19 protein-coding genes are annotated in these 16915 nt (G+C 52.1%); 11 read left to right on the top strand and 8 right to left on the bottom strand.

All coding sequences use genetic code 11. The features are described from left to right. Positions 1 to 585 carry a carboxymuconolactone decarboxylase family protein gene (locus GSQ86_RS21600; protein WP_254062540.1) on the bottom strand — a complete coding sequence of 195 codons (585 nt, stop codon included), beginning with the start codon at positions 583 to 585 and terminating at the stop codon, positions 1 to 3. Between the two features lie 484 nt (positions 586 to 1069). Here GSQ86_RS21600 and GSQ86_RS21590 point away from each other — a divergent pair, with 484 nt between their 5' ends. After that, complete coding sequence (locus GSQ86_RS21590; protein WP_216841249.1) at positions 1070 to 1525, top strand: Mu transposase C-terminal domain-containing protein; 456 nt, start codon at positions 1070 to 1072, stop codon at positions 1523 to 1525. Between the two features lie 822 nt (positions 1526 to 2347). On the opposite strand, the gene GSQ86_RS21585 is transcribed toward GSQ86_RS21590, so the two are convergent. After that, positions 2348 to 2668, bottom strand: a complete 321-nt coding sequence (locus tag GSQ86_RS21585) for an XRE family transcriptional regulator (RefSeq protein WP_158752221.1) — start codon at positions 2666 to 2668, stop codon at positions 2348 to 2350. A 3-nt stretch (positions 2669 to 2671) separates the two neighbouring features. After that, on the bottom strand, positions 2672 to 3034 hold the full coding sequence (locus GSQ86_RS21580) for a type II toxin-antitoxin system RelE/ParE family toxin (RefSeq protein ID WP_158752220.1): 363 nt from the start codon (positions 3032 to 3034) through the stop codon (positions 2672 to 2674). 345 nt (positions 3035 to 3379) lie between these two features. On the opposite strand from GSQ86_RS21580, the gene GSQ86_RS24040 reads away from it, so the two are divergent. The 3 genes from GSQ86_RS24040 to GSQ86_RS21570 all read left to right on the top strand — a co-directional run bounded on the left by GSQ86_RS24040 (position 3380) and on the right by GSQ86_RS21570 (position 5040). After that, positions 3380 to 3613, top strand: a complete 234-nt coding sequence (locus tag GSQ86_RS24040) for a GTPase-associated system all-helical protein GASH (protein ID WP_371720731.1) — start codon at positions 3380 to 3382, stop codon at positions 3611 to 3613. Then, positions 3585 to 3959, top strand: coding sequence for a hypothetical protein (locus tag GSQ86_RS21575; RefSeq protein WP_158752219.1), 375 nt, complete (start codon positions 3585 to 3587; stop codon positions 3957 to 3959). The genes GSQ86_RS24040 and GSQ86_RS21575 overlap by 29 nt, the downstream gene beginning before the upstream one ends. 106 nt (positions 3960 to 4065) lie before the next feature. Beyond that, positions 4066 to 5040, top strand: a complete 975-nt coding sequence (locus GSQ86_RS21570; RefSeq protein ID WP_158752218.1) for a 5'-methylthioadenosine/S-adenosylhomocysteine nucleosidase — start codon at positions 4066 to 4068, stop codon at positions 5038 to 5040. Here GSQ86_RS21570 and GSQ86_RS24035 read toward each other — a convergent pair. Beyond that, a complete protein-coding gene (locus tag GSQ86_RS24035; protein ID WP_158752217.1) occupies positions 4998 to 5243 on the bottom strand; it encodes a DUF1016 N-terminal domain-containing protein in 246 nt (81 codons plus the stop codon). The two genes, GSQ86_RS21570 and GSQ86_RS24035, sit on opposite strands and share 43 nt — an antisense overlap. 838 nt (positions 5244 to 6081) lie before the next feature. On the opposite strand from GSQ86_RS24035, the gene GSQ86_RS21560 reads away from it, so the two are divergent. The 6 genes from GSQ86_RS21560 to GSQ86_RS21535 are packed head-to-tail and all read left to right on the top strand — an operon-like array spanning position 6082 to position 12341. Next, on the top strand, positions 6082 to 6960 hold the full coding sequence (locus GSQ86_RS21560) for an STAS domain-containing protein (protein WP_158752216.1): 879 nt from the start codon (positions 6082 to 6084) through the stop codon (positions 6958 to 6960). After that, complete coding sequence (locus GSQ86_RS21555) at positions 6960 to 7361, top strand: STAS domain-containing protein (RefSeq protein WP_158752215.1); 402 nt, start codon at positions 6960 to 6962, stop codon at positions 7359 to 7361. The genes GSQ86_RS21560 and GSQ86_RS21555 overlap by 1 nt, the downstream gene beginning before the upstream one ends. Further along, a complete protein-coding gene (locus tag GSQ86_RS21550) occupies positions 7336 to 7746 on the top strand; it encodes an anti-sigma regulatory factor (protein ID WP_158752214.1) in 411 nt (136 codons plus the stop codon). Before GSQ86_RS21555 ends, GSQ86_RS21550 begins: the two co-directional genes overlap by 26 nt. Before the next feature lie 2 nt (positions 7747 to 7748). After that, positions 7749 to 8756: an ATP-binding SpoIIE family protein phosphatase gene (locus GSQ86_RS21545; RefSeq protein WP_254062539.1), complete on the top strand. Its 1008-nt coding sequence runs from the start codon at positions 7749 to 7751 to the stop codon at positions 8754 to 8756. A 10-nt stretch (positions 8757 to 8766) separates the two neighbouring features. Continuing rightward, a complete protein-coding gene (locus tag GSQ86_RS21540; RefSeq protein ID WP_216841248.1) occupies positions 8767 to 10890 on the top strand; it encodes an ATP-binding protein in 2124 nt (707 codons plus the stop codon). Beyond that, a complete protein-coding gene (locus GSQ86_RS21535; protein ID WP_158752211.1) occupies positions 10887 to 12341 on the top strand; it encodes an ATP-binding protein in 1455 nt (484 codons plus the stop codon). The genes GSQ86_RS21540 and GSQ86_RS21535 overlap by 4 nt, the downstream gene beginning before the upstream one ends. 6 nt (positions 12342 to 12347) lie before the next feature. On the opposite strand, the gene GSQ86_RS21530 is transcribed toward GSQ86_RS21535, so the two are convergent. Next, positions 12348 to 12788, bottom strand: coding sequence for a hypothetical protein (locus GSQ86_RS21530; protein ID WP_158752210.1), 441 nt, complete (start codon positions 12786 to 12788; stop codon positions 12348 to 12350). A 333-nt stretch (positions 12789 to 13121) separates the two neighbouring features. Further along, positions 13122 to 14243 carry a hypothetical protein gene (locus GSQ86_RS21525; protein WP_158752209.1) on the bottom strand — a complete coding sequence of 374 codons (1122 nt, stop codon included), beginning with the start codon at positions 14241 to 14243 and terminating at the stop codon, positions 13122 to 13124. A gap of 579 nt (positions 14244 to 14822) precedes the next feature. Here GSQ86_RS21525 and GSQ86_RS21520 point away from each other — a divergent pair. Continuing rightward, entirely contained in the window at positions 14823 to 15482 is a 660-nt protein-coding gene (locus tag GSQ86_RS21520) for a hypothetical protein (RefSeq protein ID WP_158752208.1), read from the top strand. A gap of 6 nt (positions 15483 to 15488) precedes the next feature. On the opposite strand, the gene GSQ86_RS21515 is transcribed toward GSQ86_RS21520, so the two are convergent. Both GSQ86_RS21515 and GSQ86_RS21510 read right to left on the bottom strand, forming a co-directional pair. Further along, the gene (locus tag GSQ86_RS21515) at positions 15489 to 16028 is read right to left on the bottom strand and encodes a hypothetical protein (protein WP_158752207.1); all 540 of its coding nucleotides are present in this window, start codon (positions 16026 to 16028) and stop codon (positions 15489 to 15491) included. Positions 16029 to 16084: 56 nt separating this feature from the next. Further along, the gene (locus tag GSQ86_RS21510; RefSeq protein WP_158752206.1) at positions 16085 to 16909 is read right to left on the bottom strand and encodes a PASTA domain-containing protein; all 825 of its coding nucleotides are present in this window, start codon (positions 16907 to 16909) and stop codon (positions 16085 to 16087) included. Between the last annotated feature and the right edge of the window lie 6 nt (positions 16910 to 16915).

The raw sequence follows: 16915 nt of genomic DNA, 5'->3' as shown, positions 1-16915 counted from the left end.
TCAGCGAGCTGCATTTGCTATCGCGGATTCGGTCACGGCGGTGTATCCCTGGGCGACGATCCGCGCGGCATTGGCGCGGTAGATATCCATATCTTTCGGAGCCCAGGTGTCGAGACCGTCGACATAGCGGTTGCACATGCAGAAGATAGCCGCAATTAGGACGGCATCGTGAATTTCGAGATCGGTGGCTCCTTCAGTTCGTGCGGCGGCGACATCTTCTTCTGTCACGTGCTTACCGCCGATCTGGACTTTCCCGGCGATATTCAGGAGAGCCTTCATCTTGGGAATGATGTCGGCATTGATCCAGTCGGTTTTGACCATCTGCACCAACTGCTCGTCGTGCCCGAGTTGCGCGGCGGCGACGGCTCCGTGAATGGTCTGGCAGAACAAGCAATCGTTGCGCCAGGAAACGTGGGTTGCGATGAGCTCGCGTTCCCCACGGGTCAGGGTGCTTTCCCCTCGCAGCAGGATATTAACCAGCTCATTGATAGGAGCGGCGGTTTCCGGACGGAAGGTCATCGGTCCGACGATACCAGGGAATTCACGGCCGAGTTGCTCAGCGATCGGCAAAGTGATGTGGGCCACGAGTAGTGCCTCCGCAATCGAATTCTGCAAAGCATTTCAATCAGCGGTGTTTGGCAACGCCGCAATTCTTCTCGAGAGCATAGTAACTCCCGCATCGACCGGAACGCGTCATCCGAAAGGTGGAGATGGGTGTCGTCCTGCCATCCGCGTTGACACATTTGCGGCATTCCAGAAGTTCTCTACACAGACAATGGTTCCGATTTTACCTCGAAGCATATCGAGCAAGTTGCCGTAGATCTCAAGATGCGCCTTGTGTTCTCGACACCGGGAAAGCCACAGGGGCGAGGTCGGATTGAGCGTTTTTTTCGAACGGTAAATCAGATGCTGCTTTGCGAACTCGACGGCTACCTCAAGAGGAAACGACAGAAGCCCAGCCTCTCGCTCGAACGTTTCGAAGAGCTCTTTCGAGCGTTCCTGCTTGAGACTTACCATCGCCGCATCAGCGAGGAAGGGCGGCCCGTTCCCTCCTCGCGATGGGAAGAGGGTGGTTTCTTACCGCGCATGCCAGTCACTCGAGCAGCTTGACCTCTTGCTGATGCAGGAGGTCCGCACCCGCAAAGTGCGCCGTGATGGCATTCATTTTCAGGGCCTTCGGTACCTATCGCTTACGTTGGCTGCCTATGTAGGAGAAGATGTGACCATACGCTTCGATCCGCGCGACATGGGTGAAGTCCGCGTGTTCTACAGGGACCGGTTCCTCTGCCCAGCTGTTTCCGCAGAACTGGCCGGGGAGACGATTCCCTTACGAGACATCATTCGCGTGCGCAATCAACGTCGCCGCGAATTAAGTTCGGTACTCAAAGATCGGCAGAAGGTAGTCGACGCGCTTCTTGAACTGAAAAGGGGCACAGCCCTTCAGGAGATTCATGCAAATGCCGCCGTCCTCCCCGCTTCCGGGTTCCGGATCAAAAGGTACCGCAACGGGCTTACGGGGCAGTAGAACTTATCAGACACGCTGACTCCCATATCTCTCAGGAGACTGCATTTGATGCCCGCATTGCATTCATTAGCATCGATAATGCCGTTGAAACGTGCATTCGGGTATTTCTTTCCCTACCGTCTTCTAAGTCAGGGGTCGTAGTTTCTAAAAAAGAGCTGACAGAAGCTGAGAACAGCTTTCCTGGCCTCTTAAACCTTCTCTGGAACAGGGCAGGGGATCGTCTAACTGGACTGGATGATGCCGATATCGAGCATTACCATCGAATAAGAAATAAGCTTTATCACGATGGTACCGGCCTGAGCGTTGACCAGCAATATTTGCTTGCCTACAGGCAAATTGCGGTAGTGCTTCTCAAACATCTCTTCGGACTGTCTCTAGGTGACCCACGTCCAGCTCCGACTCTGGAAACTCTAGTAGCACTTTGGAACCAGATCGAAGAGAAGTTGAAACGAAAGTCTGAAGTCGCTGGAGTGGAGCCTGGTCATACTTTCTTTTGGGAAGAGGCTATGACTGTGGGCGTGATTAGTTCTGAAGATCTGAGCCGCCTTATCGAACTACGCATGATACGTAACAGCGAAGTGCACTCGACCTCAATCAATCGTCAACGAGTGGCTTATGCAGTGGGGTTGGCGGAGGAACTTTTGAAGAATATCAACAAATCGATATAGGTCGTGAGAAGCGATCTTAGCTGGGGAAGTATGATCGCAGGGCAGGGGCGTCATTGACAGCAAGCGGTGAGGGCTACAATACCTTCGCCCCGCAGTGATTGGGCAGTAGGAAAGAGGTAATAAGTGATGTTGAAGGTCTGAACCGAGACGATGGTTAGGCGTCGAGAGCGGAGATTCCTGCCAGCACGACGGGCTCGCGATCTGGAAATTCGGCTATGAGCGACAGGGTTCCGCCCATGGCTTCGATTGAGCGCCGGAGAGTAGAGATGTGCATATCGGTCCGCTTCTCGATTTCCGAAATCTGCTTTTGTGCAACACCAAGGCTTTTTGCCATGCGCACCTGCGTTAGCGCTCGTGCTCGGCGTAACTCCTGCAAGGTCATTTCCTCGGCGATCAGAGTGGAGGCGCGTTTTTCGATCTTCCGCTGACGGCTCGCTGGGAGATTCTTGATGATGTCGTTGACGTTCTTGGCCATGATCTATTTCCTTTCCTTCTTGATGCGCTCCAGATGAGCATCGAACCGTTGATCGGCTTTCCGGATCAATTCGCGATAAAACCGTTTTTGGCTCCCGCCTGACTTGTCCCCAGCCACAAGCAAAATCGCCCGGCGCTTCGGATCAAAAGCAAAAGCTACGCGCCAGACACCATCCGAGGCGTCAAAGCGCATTTCTTTCATATTGGCGTGCTTCGAATCCTTGAGCGTGTCCACATGCGGCCTGCCGAGATGCGGTCCGGAGTGCTGGAGCAACCTGGTCATCGCCAAGGTCTCATCCTGCACGTCCTTTGGCAGCGCCAAGAACTCCGGCTCGAATTCATCGCCAATGAGTACAATCCATTCCATGTTTAATATACTCCTGAAAGTATATCCCGTCAAGGGTATACTAGTGACTGAGCCGTTCTCCCAACCGTTTCAACGACCTGAGGCCATCAGTAAAGGAATTAGCTGCCAGAATACGTTTATAACAGTAGGCCCAAATGTAACAATTGTTGGTGCACTGAATTTGAGGTAAAGTCATTGGCCTAAAGCCAATTGCGGCGATTTGGGTTCTGTGGTGCAATGTGCACCAATCTAAGCCGGATTTCACTGCGGCTCGGGAGCTTCAGCATCGCACCTTCGAGGCTCGGTGCAGCAGTGCAAAAGCGGTAGTCTTGGAGAAATCATGCAAGGTGATGTTTTACAAAGTTTCTGGATAAAGGCCTGCTCGATCTAGGTGAGGACCGCGAGAAGTTCGGTTACATCCAATCTGCAGCTCAAGACCTGGCCAAAAAGCTTCTCGAAAATCGTCTGGATTTGATAGCGGCGGCATCAGTAGTCCTGGGAGGGGATCTTCCCGACGATGACTCAACCATGTCGCTATGCAAGCAAGCCATCACCGTGCACTGGCAGACTTATGGCAGCAGGTTGTCAACTATGGAATAAGCTAGATCTATGGGACAGACTGTACTTTGGAATTCTCACGTCTGAGCCTGTCGTATCCGAAGATGAATGGTGGGAAGCGTTCCAACAGTTGAGCATAAAGCTTTATCAATACGGGGTACGTCATAACGAAATCTGGAATGAAGCTGACGGTGATGGTTCACGGATAAAGCAAGGGGCAGGGCGCGATGAGTGGATCGAGGCTTTGGACCTTCTTCGTAAGGGAGGTGCTGGTGGAACGATGACCGTTGAGGGGTTGCTCCATCAGATGCGCAATGATTTTTACTACAACTCAGAGCTTGAACTGCTTGAGAATGTCTATCTCAGCAAAATCAAGAGGAGATGGTAACGGATGGCAGGTTCTAAACCGACAAAAGCATTGATCATTACGGCGCTGCCTGGTGAACGTGATGCCGTGATTCATCATCTCCAGAACCTGCGATCAGTCAGGCACGATGCCGGTAACGAATAACACGATCGGCCAATTTGAGTCATGGCAAGTGTGCGTCTCGCAGGTAGCGCCTGGCAATACATCCGCTGCTCTTGAGACTGAGAGGGCCACTCAATATTTTAGTCCTGACATTGCGCTCTTTGTGGGAATTGCCGGTGGAGTAAAGGACGTAAAACTCGGCGATGTCGTTGCCGGGTCGAAGATATACGGTTATGAAAGCGGCGCTGATCGAGACCATTTCCAGCCGAGACCCGAAGTCTTCCTCGCTAGCTATCCCTTGATCCAGGAGGCGCAGATTGTCGCGCGTGATAGCGAATGGTTGCATCGAATTCGCATCAAGGAATCTGTCGGCAATCCAAAGGTCTTCGTCGGCCCAATCGCTGCCGGTGATAAGGTCATCAAATCTTCTACTGGCGCAGTCACAAAGCTTCTAAAAGAGAACTACGGAGACACGCTCGCGGTCGAGATGGAAGGTTTGGGATTCATGCGGGCCGCGCATGCAAATAAGGTTGATAGCATGGCCATTCGAGGAATTTCTGACCTCCTCGATGGAAAGGCTGAAGCTGACAAGAGTGGCTCGCAAGAGATTGCAGCAGACAATGCGGCTGCTTTTGCGTTCCAATTACTTTCGCTTCTCGGCTCCCGAAGCATTGCTGAAGTCGCGTCTCAAGGGCCAGCGGTCAAGCTGCTTCGCAAAAGTGATGATCCGTCGGACTTCTGGTCGCGTTTTCGAGAACTCGCTCCAAGACTTTACCCCCGTGGACCTGACGAAGATGCCGTCTGGACAGAAGCAGGAGGCGACTTGTCGAGATTAAATTTGTCTGGCAATGGACGAAGCCAGTGGTCTCGAGCACTCCGACTGCTCGAGAATGGTGGTGGTGGTGAGATATCGCCGAAAAGCCTTATCGAAGGGATGTTAAAGGCGTATGGGAGAAATTACGAACTCCAGTATCTGCGAACTTTAGTAGAGCGGGTGTGAGGGAGCAGCGGTAGCTCTGAAAGTCGCATACCCCACCCCTCGGTTCCCTGCCTGGCGAGGATATCCCGACCGATCGACCAATAGAGGAGCACCAACTCGCGATTGACCGCGAGCGCGGCGCGGACCTGGGCGGTACGGATGCGTCCTTTGATCTCTTGGAGGAGCTCATGGTAGCCGGAGGGGAGCAGAAGGCTTTTTTGCACGAATTCAGCCTAGCACAAATATTAACAACGACAATCGACATTATCGTAGGTACTGTTCACTGATTCTAATCAACTTATGGTCGACAAACCGCATCACTTGAACGTCACTTATTTTTCAAATCCACGCTGTTTAATCTACCCGCGAAGGTCTATGCTTGGACACACAGGAGTCAAGCATGTCCAAAAAAGAACCCAAAAGCGCTAAGAATATGAGCGCCCAGCAGTCGGTAGAGAATCTCTTTCACCCTAAAGCTTCGGGGAACGCTAAAACGCATGCCGAGGGCGCGAAGAAACCGAGGAAGAAAGGCTCATAAGATGGGACGCTTTCTGGATTAATAGTGAACGTGCCGCGTTTGCAGTGCTGTGCCCAATTTGTGCCCACACCCTGCGTTTCTGTCGCGTTCTGCATTTCTGGCACGATGAAAAATCAGTAGGTTATTGACCGGCAATCTGAACCGAGAGTTCGAATCCCTCTCCCTCCGCCATTTTGTAGCTTCCTACAAACCAGTTGTGCATCCTGGATTTCTCAAGAGATGCCTCATTTTTAGAGGCACCCATAGGGCATCCCTGGGCAGTCCCGCCCTTCGATTACAGGCCAAATCACCCGACTGATAAGCCAGATCGGGAGCCAGAGTGCAGCGAAGGGCTTCGCTACGCCGTGAATACAGAGACAAATAGATGAGCCAAGCGAAGTTCCGGGATCAAGGGCATTACCCATGATACGACGGCAACGCTCTATCCAAATAAGTATCCCCAATCTGTGCCGCACGTTCTTTGTTAGAATCACCTAGCTTGCGACGACACACAAGACAGGCAACCTCGTACTCAGGGAGTATTCATGAGCAATTTGTTAAAGCTGATTCAAGAGAGTCGCGCTTCCGTTCTGCAAAACTGGATGGAAGGAATTCGAGATTTGAGCCGTCGGCGCGGCCTTATCGATGAGCGTGAGCTGGAAGCTCAGTCCGGAGATGTGCTGTCGGCGATTGCCGATGTTCCTGCCGATACCAACCTAAGCAATATAGATTTGCCGGCATGGCAGACGTTAAAAGAATTGCTGGGAACTTTGTCGGCAGCGCGCGCGGTTCAAGGATTCTCGCCCTCGGAGACAGCTTTATTTGTACTTTCACTGAAACAACCTTTGTTCGAGCTTGCCCGCAAACATTGGGGAAACAAGGCGAACGAACTTTTCTCCGAGATCACGCTCACCAACGATTTCATCGATAAGCTTGCCTTGTACACCACCGACAGCTACATTCACGGACGCGATCAGGTGATAAGCCGGCAGCAGGAAGAGATGCTGGAGCTTTCGACGCCTGTTGTTACGCTCTGGGATGGAATCGTGGCGCTGCCGCTGATCGGCACACTGGACAGCTCGAGAACGCAGGTGGTGATGGAATCCCTGCTGCAGGCAATCGTTCAGACCAATTCGCGTGTTGCCATCATTGATATCACTGGTGTTCCCACTGTCGACACGCTCGTAGCTCAGCATCTGCTGAAGACGATCACGGCGGCTCGGCTTATGGGCGCGGAGTGCATTCTGAGCGGAATTCGGCCGCAGATCGCTCAGACCATCGTGCATCTAGGTATCAACCTTGAAGATGTAACCACGAAGGCGAAGCTGTCAGATGCTTTTCGGCTCGCTCTCGAGCGCAGCGGACGAGCCGTCGTCAGGGTCTCCAAGGCCAACACTTCGGCTCACGCAGCTAAGGAACTCTAATGGACCGCATTCCGATTCTGCGCATGGGAAACTTCCTCCTGGTAACCATCCAGGTGGATATGCACGACAGGCTGGCACTCACACTGCAGGATGATCTCACTAATCGAATCTCTGAAGTGGGAGCACGGGGCGTGCTGATCGACATTTCTTCACTGGAGATCGTGGATTCGTTCATCGGACGAACTCTCGCCAACATTGCGTCTATGGCACGGGTGCTGGATGCACAGACGGTGGTTGTCGGCATGCAGCCGGCAGTCGCCATCACCCTCGTCGAACTGGGAATGTCGCTACCGGGGATCCGCACTGCCCTGAACGTCGAATCCGGCATGGAGTATCTCCAGGAAACTGCAGAAGCGGGCATGGAAATAGGGGTCTATGGCGGCGACAGTACTGAAGACTGAGACGATCCATATCAAAAGCTCCTCGGACGTGGTGACCGCACGCCAGCAGGTACGCACATTAGCTATCGAGCTGAAGTTCAGCCTCGTTGACCAGACCAAAATTGTGACTGCAGCGAGTGAGCTGGCTCGAAATACTCTCGATCACGGCGGCGGCGGCGAAATGGATGTAGCTGTCGTGGAGAATGGAATCCGCAGAGGACTCCGATTGACATTTCGAGATCATGGTCCAGGCATAGCCGATATCAAACAGGCTCTTAGCGATGGATTTACTACCGGCGGGGGTATGGGGCTAGGACTGGGCGGAAGCAAGCGGCTCATGAATGAGTTTGATATTCATTCCCAACCGGGTGCCGGTACAACGATTACCGCGGTGCGTTGGAAATGACAATGCCGGTCAATCGAGCGATTCCCATCTCTGCCGGCGATCCCAGCCAAGTAGGTAACGCACGCCGGCAGGCAATTTCGCTTGCCGCCGCTCTGGAATTCGACGAGACGCGGCAGGGACAAACCGGCATTATTGCTACAGAGGCAGCCCGCAACATCGCCGCTCATGGCGATTCCGGTGAAATCATTCTCAGCCCGTGGTCCATTCATGGCAGCGTCGGCCTCGATATTTTTGCTCTCGATCAAGGCAAAGGTATCCCGAATATCGAGATGGCTGTCGAGGACGGGTACTCCACGGCAGGAACGGCAGGCCAGGGGCTAGGAGCCATCTCGCGGCTTGCCGGAGAGTTTCAGATATTCTCAGCCGCGGGACGGGGAACCGCACTTTTCGCCCGTGTCTATCGAACTGCCACCGATCAGAGTGCTATTTCGCATCTTTCTTTCGGCGCAATCTCTGTGCCGATTGCGGGCGAGCGCGTAAATGGAGACGCCTGGAGCGCTCAACATACTACTGATCGGAGCATTTATATTGTTGCCGACGGTCTTGGACACGGCCCCTTGGCGTCCGAAGCGGCCGAGGAAGCAATCAAGATATTCCACCTCACCGCAGACCGGCATCCGGAGCTGATTTTGAAGGATATCCATTCTGCTTTGACGAAAACCCGCGGGGCCGCAGTTTCCATTGCCGAAATCCGCTACAACGAGGGCGTATTAAACTTTGCCGGAGCGGGCAATGTCGCTGGTGCAGTCTTGTCCAGGGGAAAGGCCCGGAATATGGTTTCGATGAATGGCACGGTTGGGCACTCGGTGGCAAAAATTCAATCCTTTTCCTATACTTGGGAGCCAAACTCTTTTTTGCTGATGCTCTCGGATGGTATTGGAACTCGTTGGAACGTGGAGCAATATCCGGGTCTGGCGCAGCGGCATCCCGCGTTAATTGCCGCCATTCTCTATCGAGATTTCAGTAGAAGGCGCGACGATGCGACAATAATAGTGTCACGCATCCAGTAGAATGAGCAGCTTGTCGGAATTTCCCATATTTACCCTTCGTCTGCGGCACGAACGCCACGTTGTCTATGCTCGGCAGCGGGCTAGAGAGATAGCCGGGCTCCTCGGTTTTGATCACCAGGAGCAGATACGACTGGCTACTGCTACCTCTGAATTAGCACGAAATGCCTATCGTTATGCCACCGGCGGCGCAGTAGATTTTCTCGTCAGAGACTCGAAGCCACAGCTCTTCGTCATTCTTGTTACCGATACCGGATCCGGAATCGAAAATCTCCAGGAGATTTTCCATGGACAGTATGTCTCGAAGACTGGCCTAGGCAAGGGACTCATCGGCACCCGACGCCTGATGGACTATTTCAAAATCACCGCTCCCGCCACGGGGACTCGTATCGAGTTCGGTAAATGGTTGCCGTCTTCAGCACCGCGTGTGGATGCAGTTCGAGCGAAAGATATCGCCAGCCGGTTGGCCAAGAGCGACTCAACCGAACCGTATGACGAAATCGAGCGGCAGAACCAGGAGTTGCTCAAGACTCTTGCAGAACTGCGTGAAAAACAGGACCGGCTTGCCGAACTGAATCAGGAGCTGGAAGACACGAACCGCGGAGTCGTAGCTCTCTATGCCGAACTTGATCAAAACGCCGACGACTTAAAACGCATCTCGGACCTGAAAACGAGCTTTTTATCAAATCTTTCTCACGAGTTCCGAACTCCGCTTAATTCCATCATTTCGTTGAGCAGGCTCCTGCTGAACCGATCAGACGGTGAGCTTTCACACGAACAGGAAAAACAGGTCACATATATTCAGCGCTCGGCCGCTGAATTATCGGAACTTGTGAATGATCTTCTCGATCTTGCCAAGGTCGAAGCTGGCAAGACCGACGTGCGGCCGAAATACTTTGAGGTCCAGGAGATCTTCGGCGCATTACGCGGTGTCTTGAAGCCTCTTCTTGTGGGGAACAATCTCGATCTGATTTTCGAAGCAGATCCGAACATCCCACCGCTTTATACCGATGAGGGAAAGGTGTCGCAGATTCTCCGCAACCTCATCTCTAATGCAATCAAGTTCACAAGGCGCGGTCAGGTTCGCGTTACCGCTAAAACAGGGATCGCCAGTGGGATGATCATCTTCCAAGTAGCGGACACGGGTATCGGCATTGCGCCCGAAAATATAGAACGGATCTTCGAAGAGTTTATCCAAGTGGAAAACGAACTGCAGAGCCAGGTGAAAGGCACGGGCCTCGGCCTACCGCTTTCCCGGCGACTGGCTGAGCTTCTTGAAGGCTCACTCGGAGCCGAAAGTATTCCGGGCGCCGGTTCAACTTTCACCCTGAAAATACCGCTGCATTTTGGAAAGCTGCCGCCCACGGCGGCGCATCAAAAGGAAGAAGATCAGACCACCCAGCCTGTCATCTTATTCATCGAAGACAATCGAGAAGCTACTTTCGTCTATGAAGCTTCTCTGAAGAACAGTAAATATCGCCTTGAGTTTGCTGCCACACTTCACGAAGCAAGAGCTGCGCTGAAACGTCTGGCTCCGGCACTCGTCGTGATGGATCGCCTGATCGATCGAGAAGATTGCCTGTTTTTCCTGGAGGAATTACGAACGACCGGATTTAACGGGCCCGTGCTTGTAGTCAGCGTTGTCGATGAGCCTGCGGCGGCCTTACAGGCTGGAGCTAATGCATTTCTCGCCAAGCCAGTCGTGCCATTCACCCTGTTAAGCACGATTCAGGAACTCGTCGAAGGATATAAGGCGAAAACGATCGCGGTCATTGACGACGATGAGGTGACTCGCTATCTTGTCGGGGAGATGCTGGCCAAGCTGGGCTATCGTGTTCTGGAGGCCCGCAATGGACGCGAAGCGCTGCGGCTCATCGAAAATCACCACATCGATGGCATGTTCCTAGATATCCTCATGCCCGAGATGGATGGGCTTGAGGTATTGCGCGAGTTGCGGGCCAATGCAATCACGGCGTCGATGCCCGTTATTATCCACTCGTCAAAAAACCTTTCCCCCCAGGAATCGAATCTGATCTCCGACATGGGCGCAGTAGTATATCCGAAACGTAAACTTGCAGAAGACGGACTGCCTGAATCACTGGTGGAGATAATCGAAGCAGCAGGCATCAGCAAATGACGGGTAACCAGGCCACGATACTGATCGTCGACGATCGTGATGCCAATCGCTACACCATTGCGCATATCCTTAAGCGCGCCGGGTACGAGGTGGTTGAGGCATCTACGGGAAAAGAAGCTCTCGAACTTGCCAATCACCATCCATCAGTCATACTTCTGGACGTAAAGCTTCCGGATATTCTTGGATATGAGGTCTGTCGCCGGCTCAAGTCGAATCCGCACACAAACTTCATACCGGTGGTGCAGCTCTCTGCCGCGTTTCTCGATAATGAAAGTAAAATCTACGCTCTCGAGAGCGGAGCAGATGCTTATCTCACCCAGCCGGTTGAACCCAATGTCCTCATCGCTACAGTCAAGGCTCTCGTACGACTGCATCGTGCAGAATCTGAGTCGAGACTGTCTGCACGACAATGGCAGGCTACATTTGACGCTCTGGCTGAAGGCGTTGCTTTGGCGGATTCCGACGGAATCATTCGCAGAAGCAATCGCGCGTTGTCCGCGTTGCTGGAGAAGCCGTACTTTGAAATTGAAAAACATCCACTGAGCGATCTCATGTACCGCCAATTTGGCGTAGACGTTGATCCTCGAATGAAAGTAGTTTCTACAGAAGTAAATTTTAGGGATCGATATTTCGAATTCAGCCTGGATCCGGTTTTCCTCGATGAGATTCACACCAGCAGTATTTTGATCGTTTCTGAAATTACGGCGCGTAAAAAGGCTGAGGCCGCAGTTCTGATCAATGAGCGACTCGCCGCCACTGGACGCATGGCGAATACGATAGCCCACGAGATTAACAATCCGCTCGAAGCGATCACCAATCTGCTTTTTCTACTTCATAGTTCACTGGATAAGCCAGAGGTTGCCCAGGAATATCTCGATTCGGCGCAACGGGAGCTGGACCGGGTATCGAAAATCGCGCGACAAATACTATCGTTCAATCGTGAATCTTCAATGCCTGTACAGGTGAACCCCGCGGAGATTCTGACGGATGTGCTCGCACTCAACAATCAGGCCCTTGTCGAAAAGAGAATTCGGGTTATCAAGGAGTTGCAGACGAGCACTCTTGTGCAAGGCTTTCCTGCTCAACTGCGTCAGGTGTTTTCCAATCTCATCCGCAATGCCGTTGAGGCGTCTTTACCTGGCACCGTGTTGCGGCTCAGAATTTCCCACTGTCTAATCGGCAATCGACTTGGTCAACCAGCTGCTCGTGTGACCATTTCCGATCGTGGAATCGGCATCCCGCCTGAAAACCTGAAAAGGGTATTTGAGGCCTTTTTTACGACGAAGGAGCTGAGAGGCTCAGGTATCGGGCTTTGGCTCAGCTCAACGATCGTACAGGAACACCATGGCTACATTCGGGTGCGTAGCAGCACGCGTCCCTCTGGATCGGGGACGTGCGTATCAGTCGTGCTGCCTTGCGAATGGCTGCCGAAGTCGTCGCGATTGCATTAACCGTCACTAATGTTTGGCGGGCGCCTTGGCGGGCTTTGGATTCGCGTGCTTCGTCTGTAATTCGGTCTGCTGGGTTTGAGGAACTCCACCGCTCAGGTTCGGAGGTGCCTTTAGAACAAAAAATGGGATGATGGCACCTACAAAGAGAACCGCAGCGACCCACATAACCCATGGAGGCAAATTGCTGATTTCCCCACCCAGCGTATCGTCATCGGCCTTAGACTCGGCGGTCGCATTGGCTATGAGCCCGAGCGGGACCATTATTATCGCTAATATCCCAAAGCCTATAAACCTATAATCCTGTTGAACGATGCTCACGCCGATGATTAGAGCTCCGGCGCCGAAGACCATTGCGTATCCCAGCCATTTGCTCCAGCCCTTTCCAAGATACGCCACAATTGCGACGATGATGGCCACCGCCAGCTGAATCCAATTCCATACTGACATTTTGACTCCCTCCTCGACTTTCATTTTTTCAAGCGTCTTGTTTAGCGTCTCGGCGAGTGCCTAATACGCGAAACTAAACGGCAAGATGTAAAGCTCTTCTAACTCGGGTGGCTCAGAGAGAGATGATCCAGACTAGGTCTTCAGGGGGAGGAGTCTGTCATCAAAGTAACTTATCTTATGAGCCGCATGACCGCGATCGATAGATAACCTTTTTCTTCCAGGTAAGATGATTTCTCTTCCCTAGTAATCCCAGTTGTCGCACCTGGCCATTAACCGTTTAGGTTTTTTAAGGCTCTGAGTCAACTTGCATTTTCGCCATTCTTACTGCCGGGATCACTTGTGCTTCGCCGGAGCAGGCGCACCGTGGGGCTTACTCTGTGGTTGAGATTTAGACTTTGGTGCTGCGGAGTGAGTCTGCGCAGTCGCACCAGCCATTCCACTGTCTACCCACACGGAGTTCACTACAAGAACTGCTAACACGGTAGCAACCAGGAAGAAGGGGATGGACCAGGCAATTACCCACTTACCTGGCCAAATAATCTTCCGATCTTCATCATCATTGCCGATGATATCGGTGCGCTCCGCGTTCTGAACCTTGTAAGCCCACGTTTCCCATGGGTTGTTGAAATAGCACCAATCCTTTGGTCCGGAGAAGGTCCGGGAAACGCCGATTTTAATGATCGCTGCAAATATTGAAGGGATAAGCCAGACTGCCATCCATCCCAAGTAGGTAAGGGTATACATGGGACCGAAAGCACGATTCTGCCATACATGAGTTCTTTCATGCCGGTACAGGTCTTGACCAGGAGCCTCGTCGAGATTGCTCATAACCGCGCCCTGGGTGAACGCGAAACCAGGTTTCAGACCAAATCCCTTGTCATATCGGTGAGCGTTCTCCCGGGTCTCTGTGCCGTGATTACCCCACGAACCATCTGAGAAAATCTGCGAGGCCCAATAGCCCACGAAATTGATGATGTGCAGGAGGCAGCCTACGGTATTGCCAGCAAGCGCCCAGGTAACATCGAGTGGAAACCCGATCCAGCCTAAGCCATCCCACGCGTAGATACGCCAGAGGCCGCTTGCCATTCCAGACAGTCCGCCGACCATCGTTGCAAACAACAGCAGATTTTCAGTGGTGGTCAATAAAGGTTGGCTATGCAGGAGATACGGGATCGTATCGACGATGCCGGGGATCAGGAAAAAACCCCAACCAATAGCTAATCCGGCGGCCGGCGAGTTGTTCGCCATTCCCAGCAGAAGACTGATGAAGGCCCGCGCAATTAATCCGCCAAGCACCGCGAGGATGGCGCCTTCGAGACCTCGTAAAGTCGCGCCGCTGGCGGATGTGTCATTGTCAAATCTGTCTTTGAAGATTAGCGAGAAGAGGAAGGCCACACCAGCGAAAGCTGCAAGAATCCCCCAAGCAATTGGATCATTGAAAATACGCTCGACCATTTAAGGTTCACCTCCGAGAGAGAGATGCCGTCTTAAAAACAGCATGTATCAACCTAGTTCGAAATCACGATTCGATGCGAAATACACCTTAGATAGGAAGTCGGTGTTTCGTTCGAATCGGCTGTGCATGCAGGATGCGCACAGCGTTGAGCCCGTCATCTCACAAGAGTGGTGAGGTTATAACCAAAATCGTTTCTGCGCAGCCGCGATAATTATGACTTCGGACAGGCGCCCGGCCCCATTTATAAGAACTTACCTCACCACGGCGTTCACTATATACCCATCCCTGAATTGACGCACATCATTTTTTCGGCGAGATCAAAAGTTGGAAGCTGCGTCCGAAGAATCTGCTGCTTGCAACGCAACAACTATCGCGACTACATTCATCAAAAATCCTATATTTCACGATTGCAAAGCAGCTAAACAAGAGTAGAATTCGTTGCTGCGGGTGAAACCATATCGATGTGAAAATATTTTATTGGCTCTTATGGTCGCATCATAAGGTTAAGTACTGAATCGCATTCAAGACTTACACTGAGGTTCGTTCAAGTGCTCGATGGCATGCGCAAACCGGTCTTTGTGGTTGCTCTGATCGTTATCGGAATTACTGTGCTGATCGAGCTTTCTTCCATAGCGCTGATAAGCAATGTTTCCTCTTCCGCTAACGCCTTAAATGTATCCATCAAGGGATATGCCATTCCTTCCATGGCCTTTCTGGACGGATTGAGCTTTTATACGGCGCTGGTTATCGGTATCGCCCTGCTGGTACCCGAGCGTGTGCAAAGTAAAGTACAGGGGATTGCGACGGTAATCGTTGCCATCCTGTTGTTGTTGGGGTGCATCGTCACTTTTTTCAAGAGCCTGGCAATGCTTTTCCTGATGTTAGGTTTGCTGCTCGCGCCTATCTTCGGAACAATTGCCTACTTTGCGATATGGGGAAGTTTCGATACAGGCACGGCACGTATAGCGCTCAGCTTAATCATGCTCACCAAGATCATCTTTGCTGTTGCTCTTGTCGTATCGCACCAGCGATTTCTGCAGAATAAGGGCCTGGTCCTCATTATTCTGACATCATTCTTAGCTAATCTTGTGATCGCATTTCTATATGGATTTGTACCGGGCTTTCTGGTCAGCATCGTAGATCAGGTTGCAACCCTTGTAATTTGTGCATTCGCGGGAATATGGATCGTGATTTATTTGATCGGCGGAGTCATCTCGGTTATTAAAGTCGTCGTGTAGATCGCTTCACTGATTCAGGCTTACAACACAACTACCGGCGGGTGCCCCTGACCCTCGCTGCACGGTGATGGTTCCTCCACCACTGAGAACCACGATGGAAGGCTGATATTTGCTACTACTATTCTTCGAATTCGAATCGGACTGCTGTTTTTTCAGGCTGCTGTCTACATTGGACGGTGGGTTTAGAGCCACATAAGAAATGAGTGCGCAGGGAGTGCCGGAGGCGGGACGCATCTGAAACTTGGCTGTTCGGAACTGATTGCTCGAATCAGCTGCGACAGTCACCACAAATGTAGGCTTTGTCTGCAAGTTAAAGCTGGTGGCAGATGGCTTCATTTGCTTAGCGCTGAGCTTAGGACCGAACTTTGCCAACACAGGTCCCAGGCTGTTTGTCAGCGAGTAGTCCGCGGGATTGAAACCAGAAGCATCTGTGGTCGGATTGCCTGTTGTTTTCACGCTTTTGTTTGTGTTTGCACCCATCACCGTAAACACTACGAAAATGACTACAACCACTACTAAAACCACCACCAGCACTTTCGTTCCCATTCCCTGACCTCCAGTCCCTAAATGTGAACACAGATGCCATTCATCAGGAGAGCCTTTCACCGAGGACGATATTGAGCTGGGCCAGCCAAAGTGCGTATTCGTGCAGTGGCCTGAACTCCTTTGAAAACACATGGCGTAGCCGCTGTGCAGGCGGTGGAGGACTGGGTTGTCAAGTCGACCTTGCCATTACTTGCTGTCGCGCCTGCAACGGGACTTGTAGAAATAACTATATTGCCATCTCCTTGTAAGACACCGACACTAAGATTTGCCTTGCCCAAAGCAACGCTTGCATCATGTAAATTCATGCCAACCAAATTTGCAGGAACCGGAGATGGGGCAGCCGTTTGCGTCGTTGTAGAACCGGCGCCTGAATTTCCGGTTTTAGTCGTTTTTGGCTTGGACCCGCTTAATAGCCAAATGAGCAAGCCAATGACGCACACTACCACTATCGCAATCAGAGCGATCAAACCCCATTTGGGCTGCGGGGGCGCAACACTCGCAACCGTGAACTTCAGGGGCTGGCTGGAATCTCCTTCATCCGTTTTTGCAACTGATACAACGTCCAGACGGAAGCTGTATGTTCCTGCCGCATTCTTTCCTGCGGGAGTCTTAAGAGGAACGGCAATGTTGACCGTGTAAGTACAGCTTTTGTCCGCATCCATGTGCTGATCAGTGCTGCCGGCGATTTTGACCCATCCCTTGTTTACGGGATGATTCGGATCAGAAGGATTGCTTTGTGGTAATGCAACCAGAACCGCCCGGGCGTCAAGGGAACGCGCACTTTTGTTCACGATCACATATTGCGCTGTCGCCCGCCCCTGGCTGTCGAGGTTCAACTCGGACATACCATCGGGAAGCGTAATTTGAAAAAGCTTCGCCATTTCTCT

Origin of the sequence: Acidobacterium sp. S8, assembly GCF_009765985.1 — a bacterium.
GTDB lineage: Bacteria > Acidobacteriota > Terriglobia > Terriglobales > Acidobacteriaceae > Alloacidobacterium.
Note: the sequence above shows the minus strand (reverse complement) of the source record. Positions and strands in the feature narration are given on the sequence as shown.

What these genes read in the sequence shown, in the direction of transcription:
- GSQ86_RS21585 (WP_158752221.1), bottom strand. Translation starts at nt 2,668, where the DNA reads ATGGCCAAGAACGTCAACGACATCATCAAGAATCTCCCAGCGAGCCGT.
- GSQ86_RS21580 (WP_158752220.1), bottom strand. Translation starts at nt 3,034, where the DNA reads ATGGAATGGATTGTACTCATTGGCGATGAATTCGAGCCGGAGTTCTTG.
- GSQ86_RS21575 (WP_158752219.1), top strand. Translation starts at nt 3,585, where the DNA reads ATGGCAGCAGGTTGTCAACTATGGAATAAGCTAGATCTATGGGACAGA.
- GSQ86_RS21570 (WP_158752218.1), top strand. Translation starts at nt 4,066, where the DNA reads ATGCCGGTAACGAATAACACGATCGGCCAATTTGAGTCATGGCAAGTG.
- GSQ86_RS21560 (WP_158752216.1), top strand. Translation starts at nt 6,082, where the DNA reads ATGAGCAATTTGTTAAAGCTGATTCAAGAGAGTCGCGCTTCCGTTCTG.
- GSQ86_RS21555 (WP_158752215.1), top strand. Translation starts at nt 6,960, where the DNA reads ATGGACCGCATTCCGATTCTGCGCATGGGAAACTTCCTCCTGGTAACC.
- GSQ86_RS21550 (WP_158752214.1), top strand. Translation starts at nt 7,336, where the DNA reads ATGGCGGCGACAGTACTGAAGACTGAGACGATCCATATCAAAAGCTCC.
- GSQ86_RS21545 (WP_254062539.1), top strand. Translation starts at nt 7,749, where the DNA reads ATGCCGGTCAATCGAGCGATTCCCATCTCTGCCGGCGATCCCAGCCAA.
- GSQ86_RS21535 (WP_158752211.1), top strand. Translation starts at nt 10,887, where the DNA reads ATGACGGGTAACCAGGCCACGATACTGATCGTCGACGATCGTGATGCC.
- GSQ86_RS21530 (WP_158752210.1), bottom strand. Translation starts at nt 12,788, where the DNA reads ATGTCAGTATGGAATTGGATTCAGCTGGCGGTGGCCATCATCGTCGCA.
- GSQ86_RS21525 (WP_158752209.1), bottom strand. Translation starts at nt 14,243, where the DNA reads ATGGTCGAGCGTATTTTCAATGATCCAATTGCTTGGGGGATTCTTGCA.
- GSQ86_RS21515 (WP_158752207.1), bottom strand. Translation starts at nt 16,028, where the DNA reads ATGGGAACGAAAGTGCTGGTGGTGGTTTTAGTAGTGGTTGTAGTCATT.
- GSQ86_RS21510 (WP_158752206.1), bottom strand. Translation starts at nt 16,909, where the DNA reads ATGGCGAAGCTTTTTCAAATTACGCTTCCCGATGGTATGTCCGAGTTG.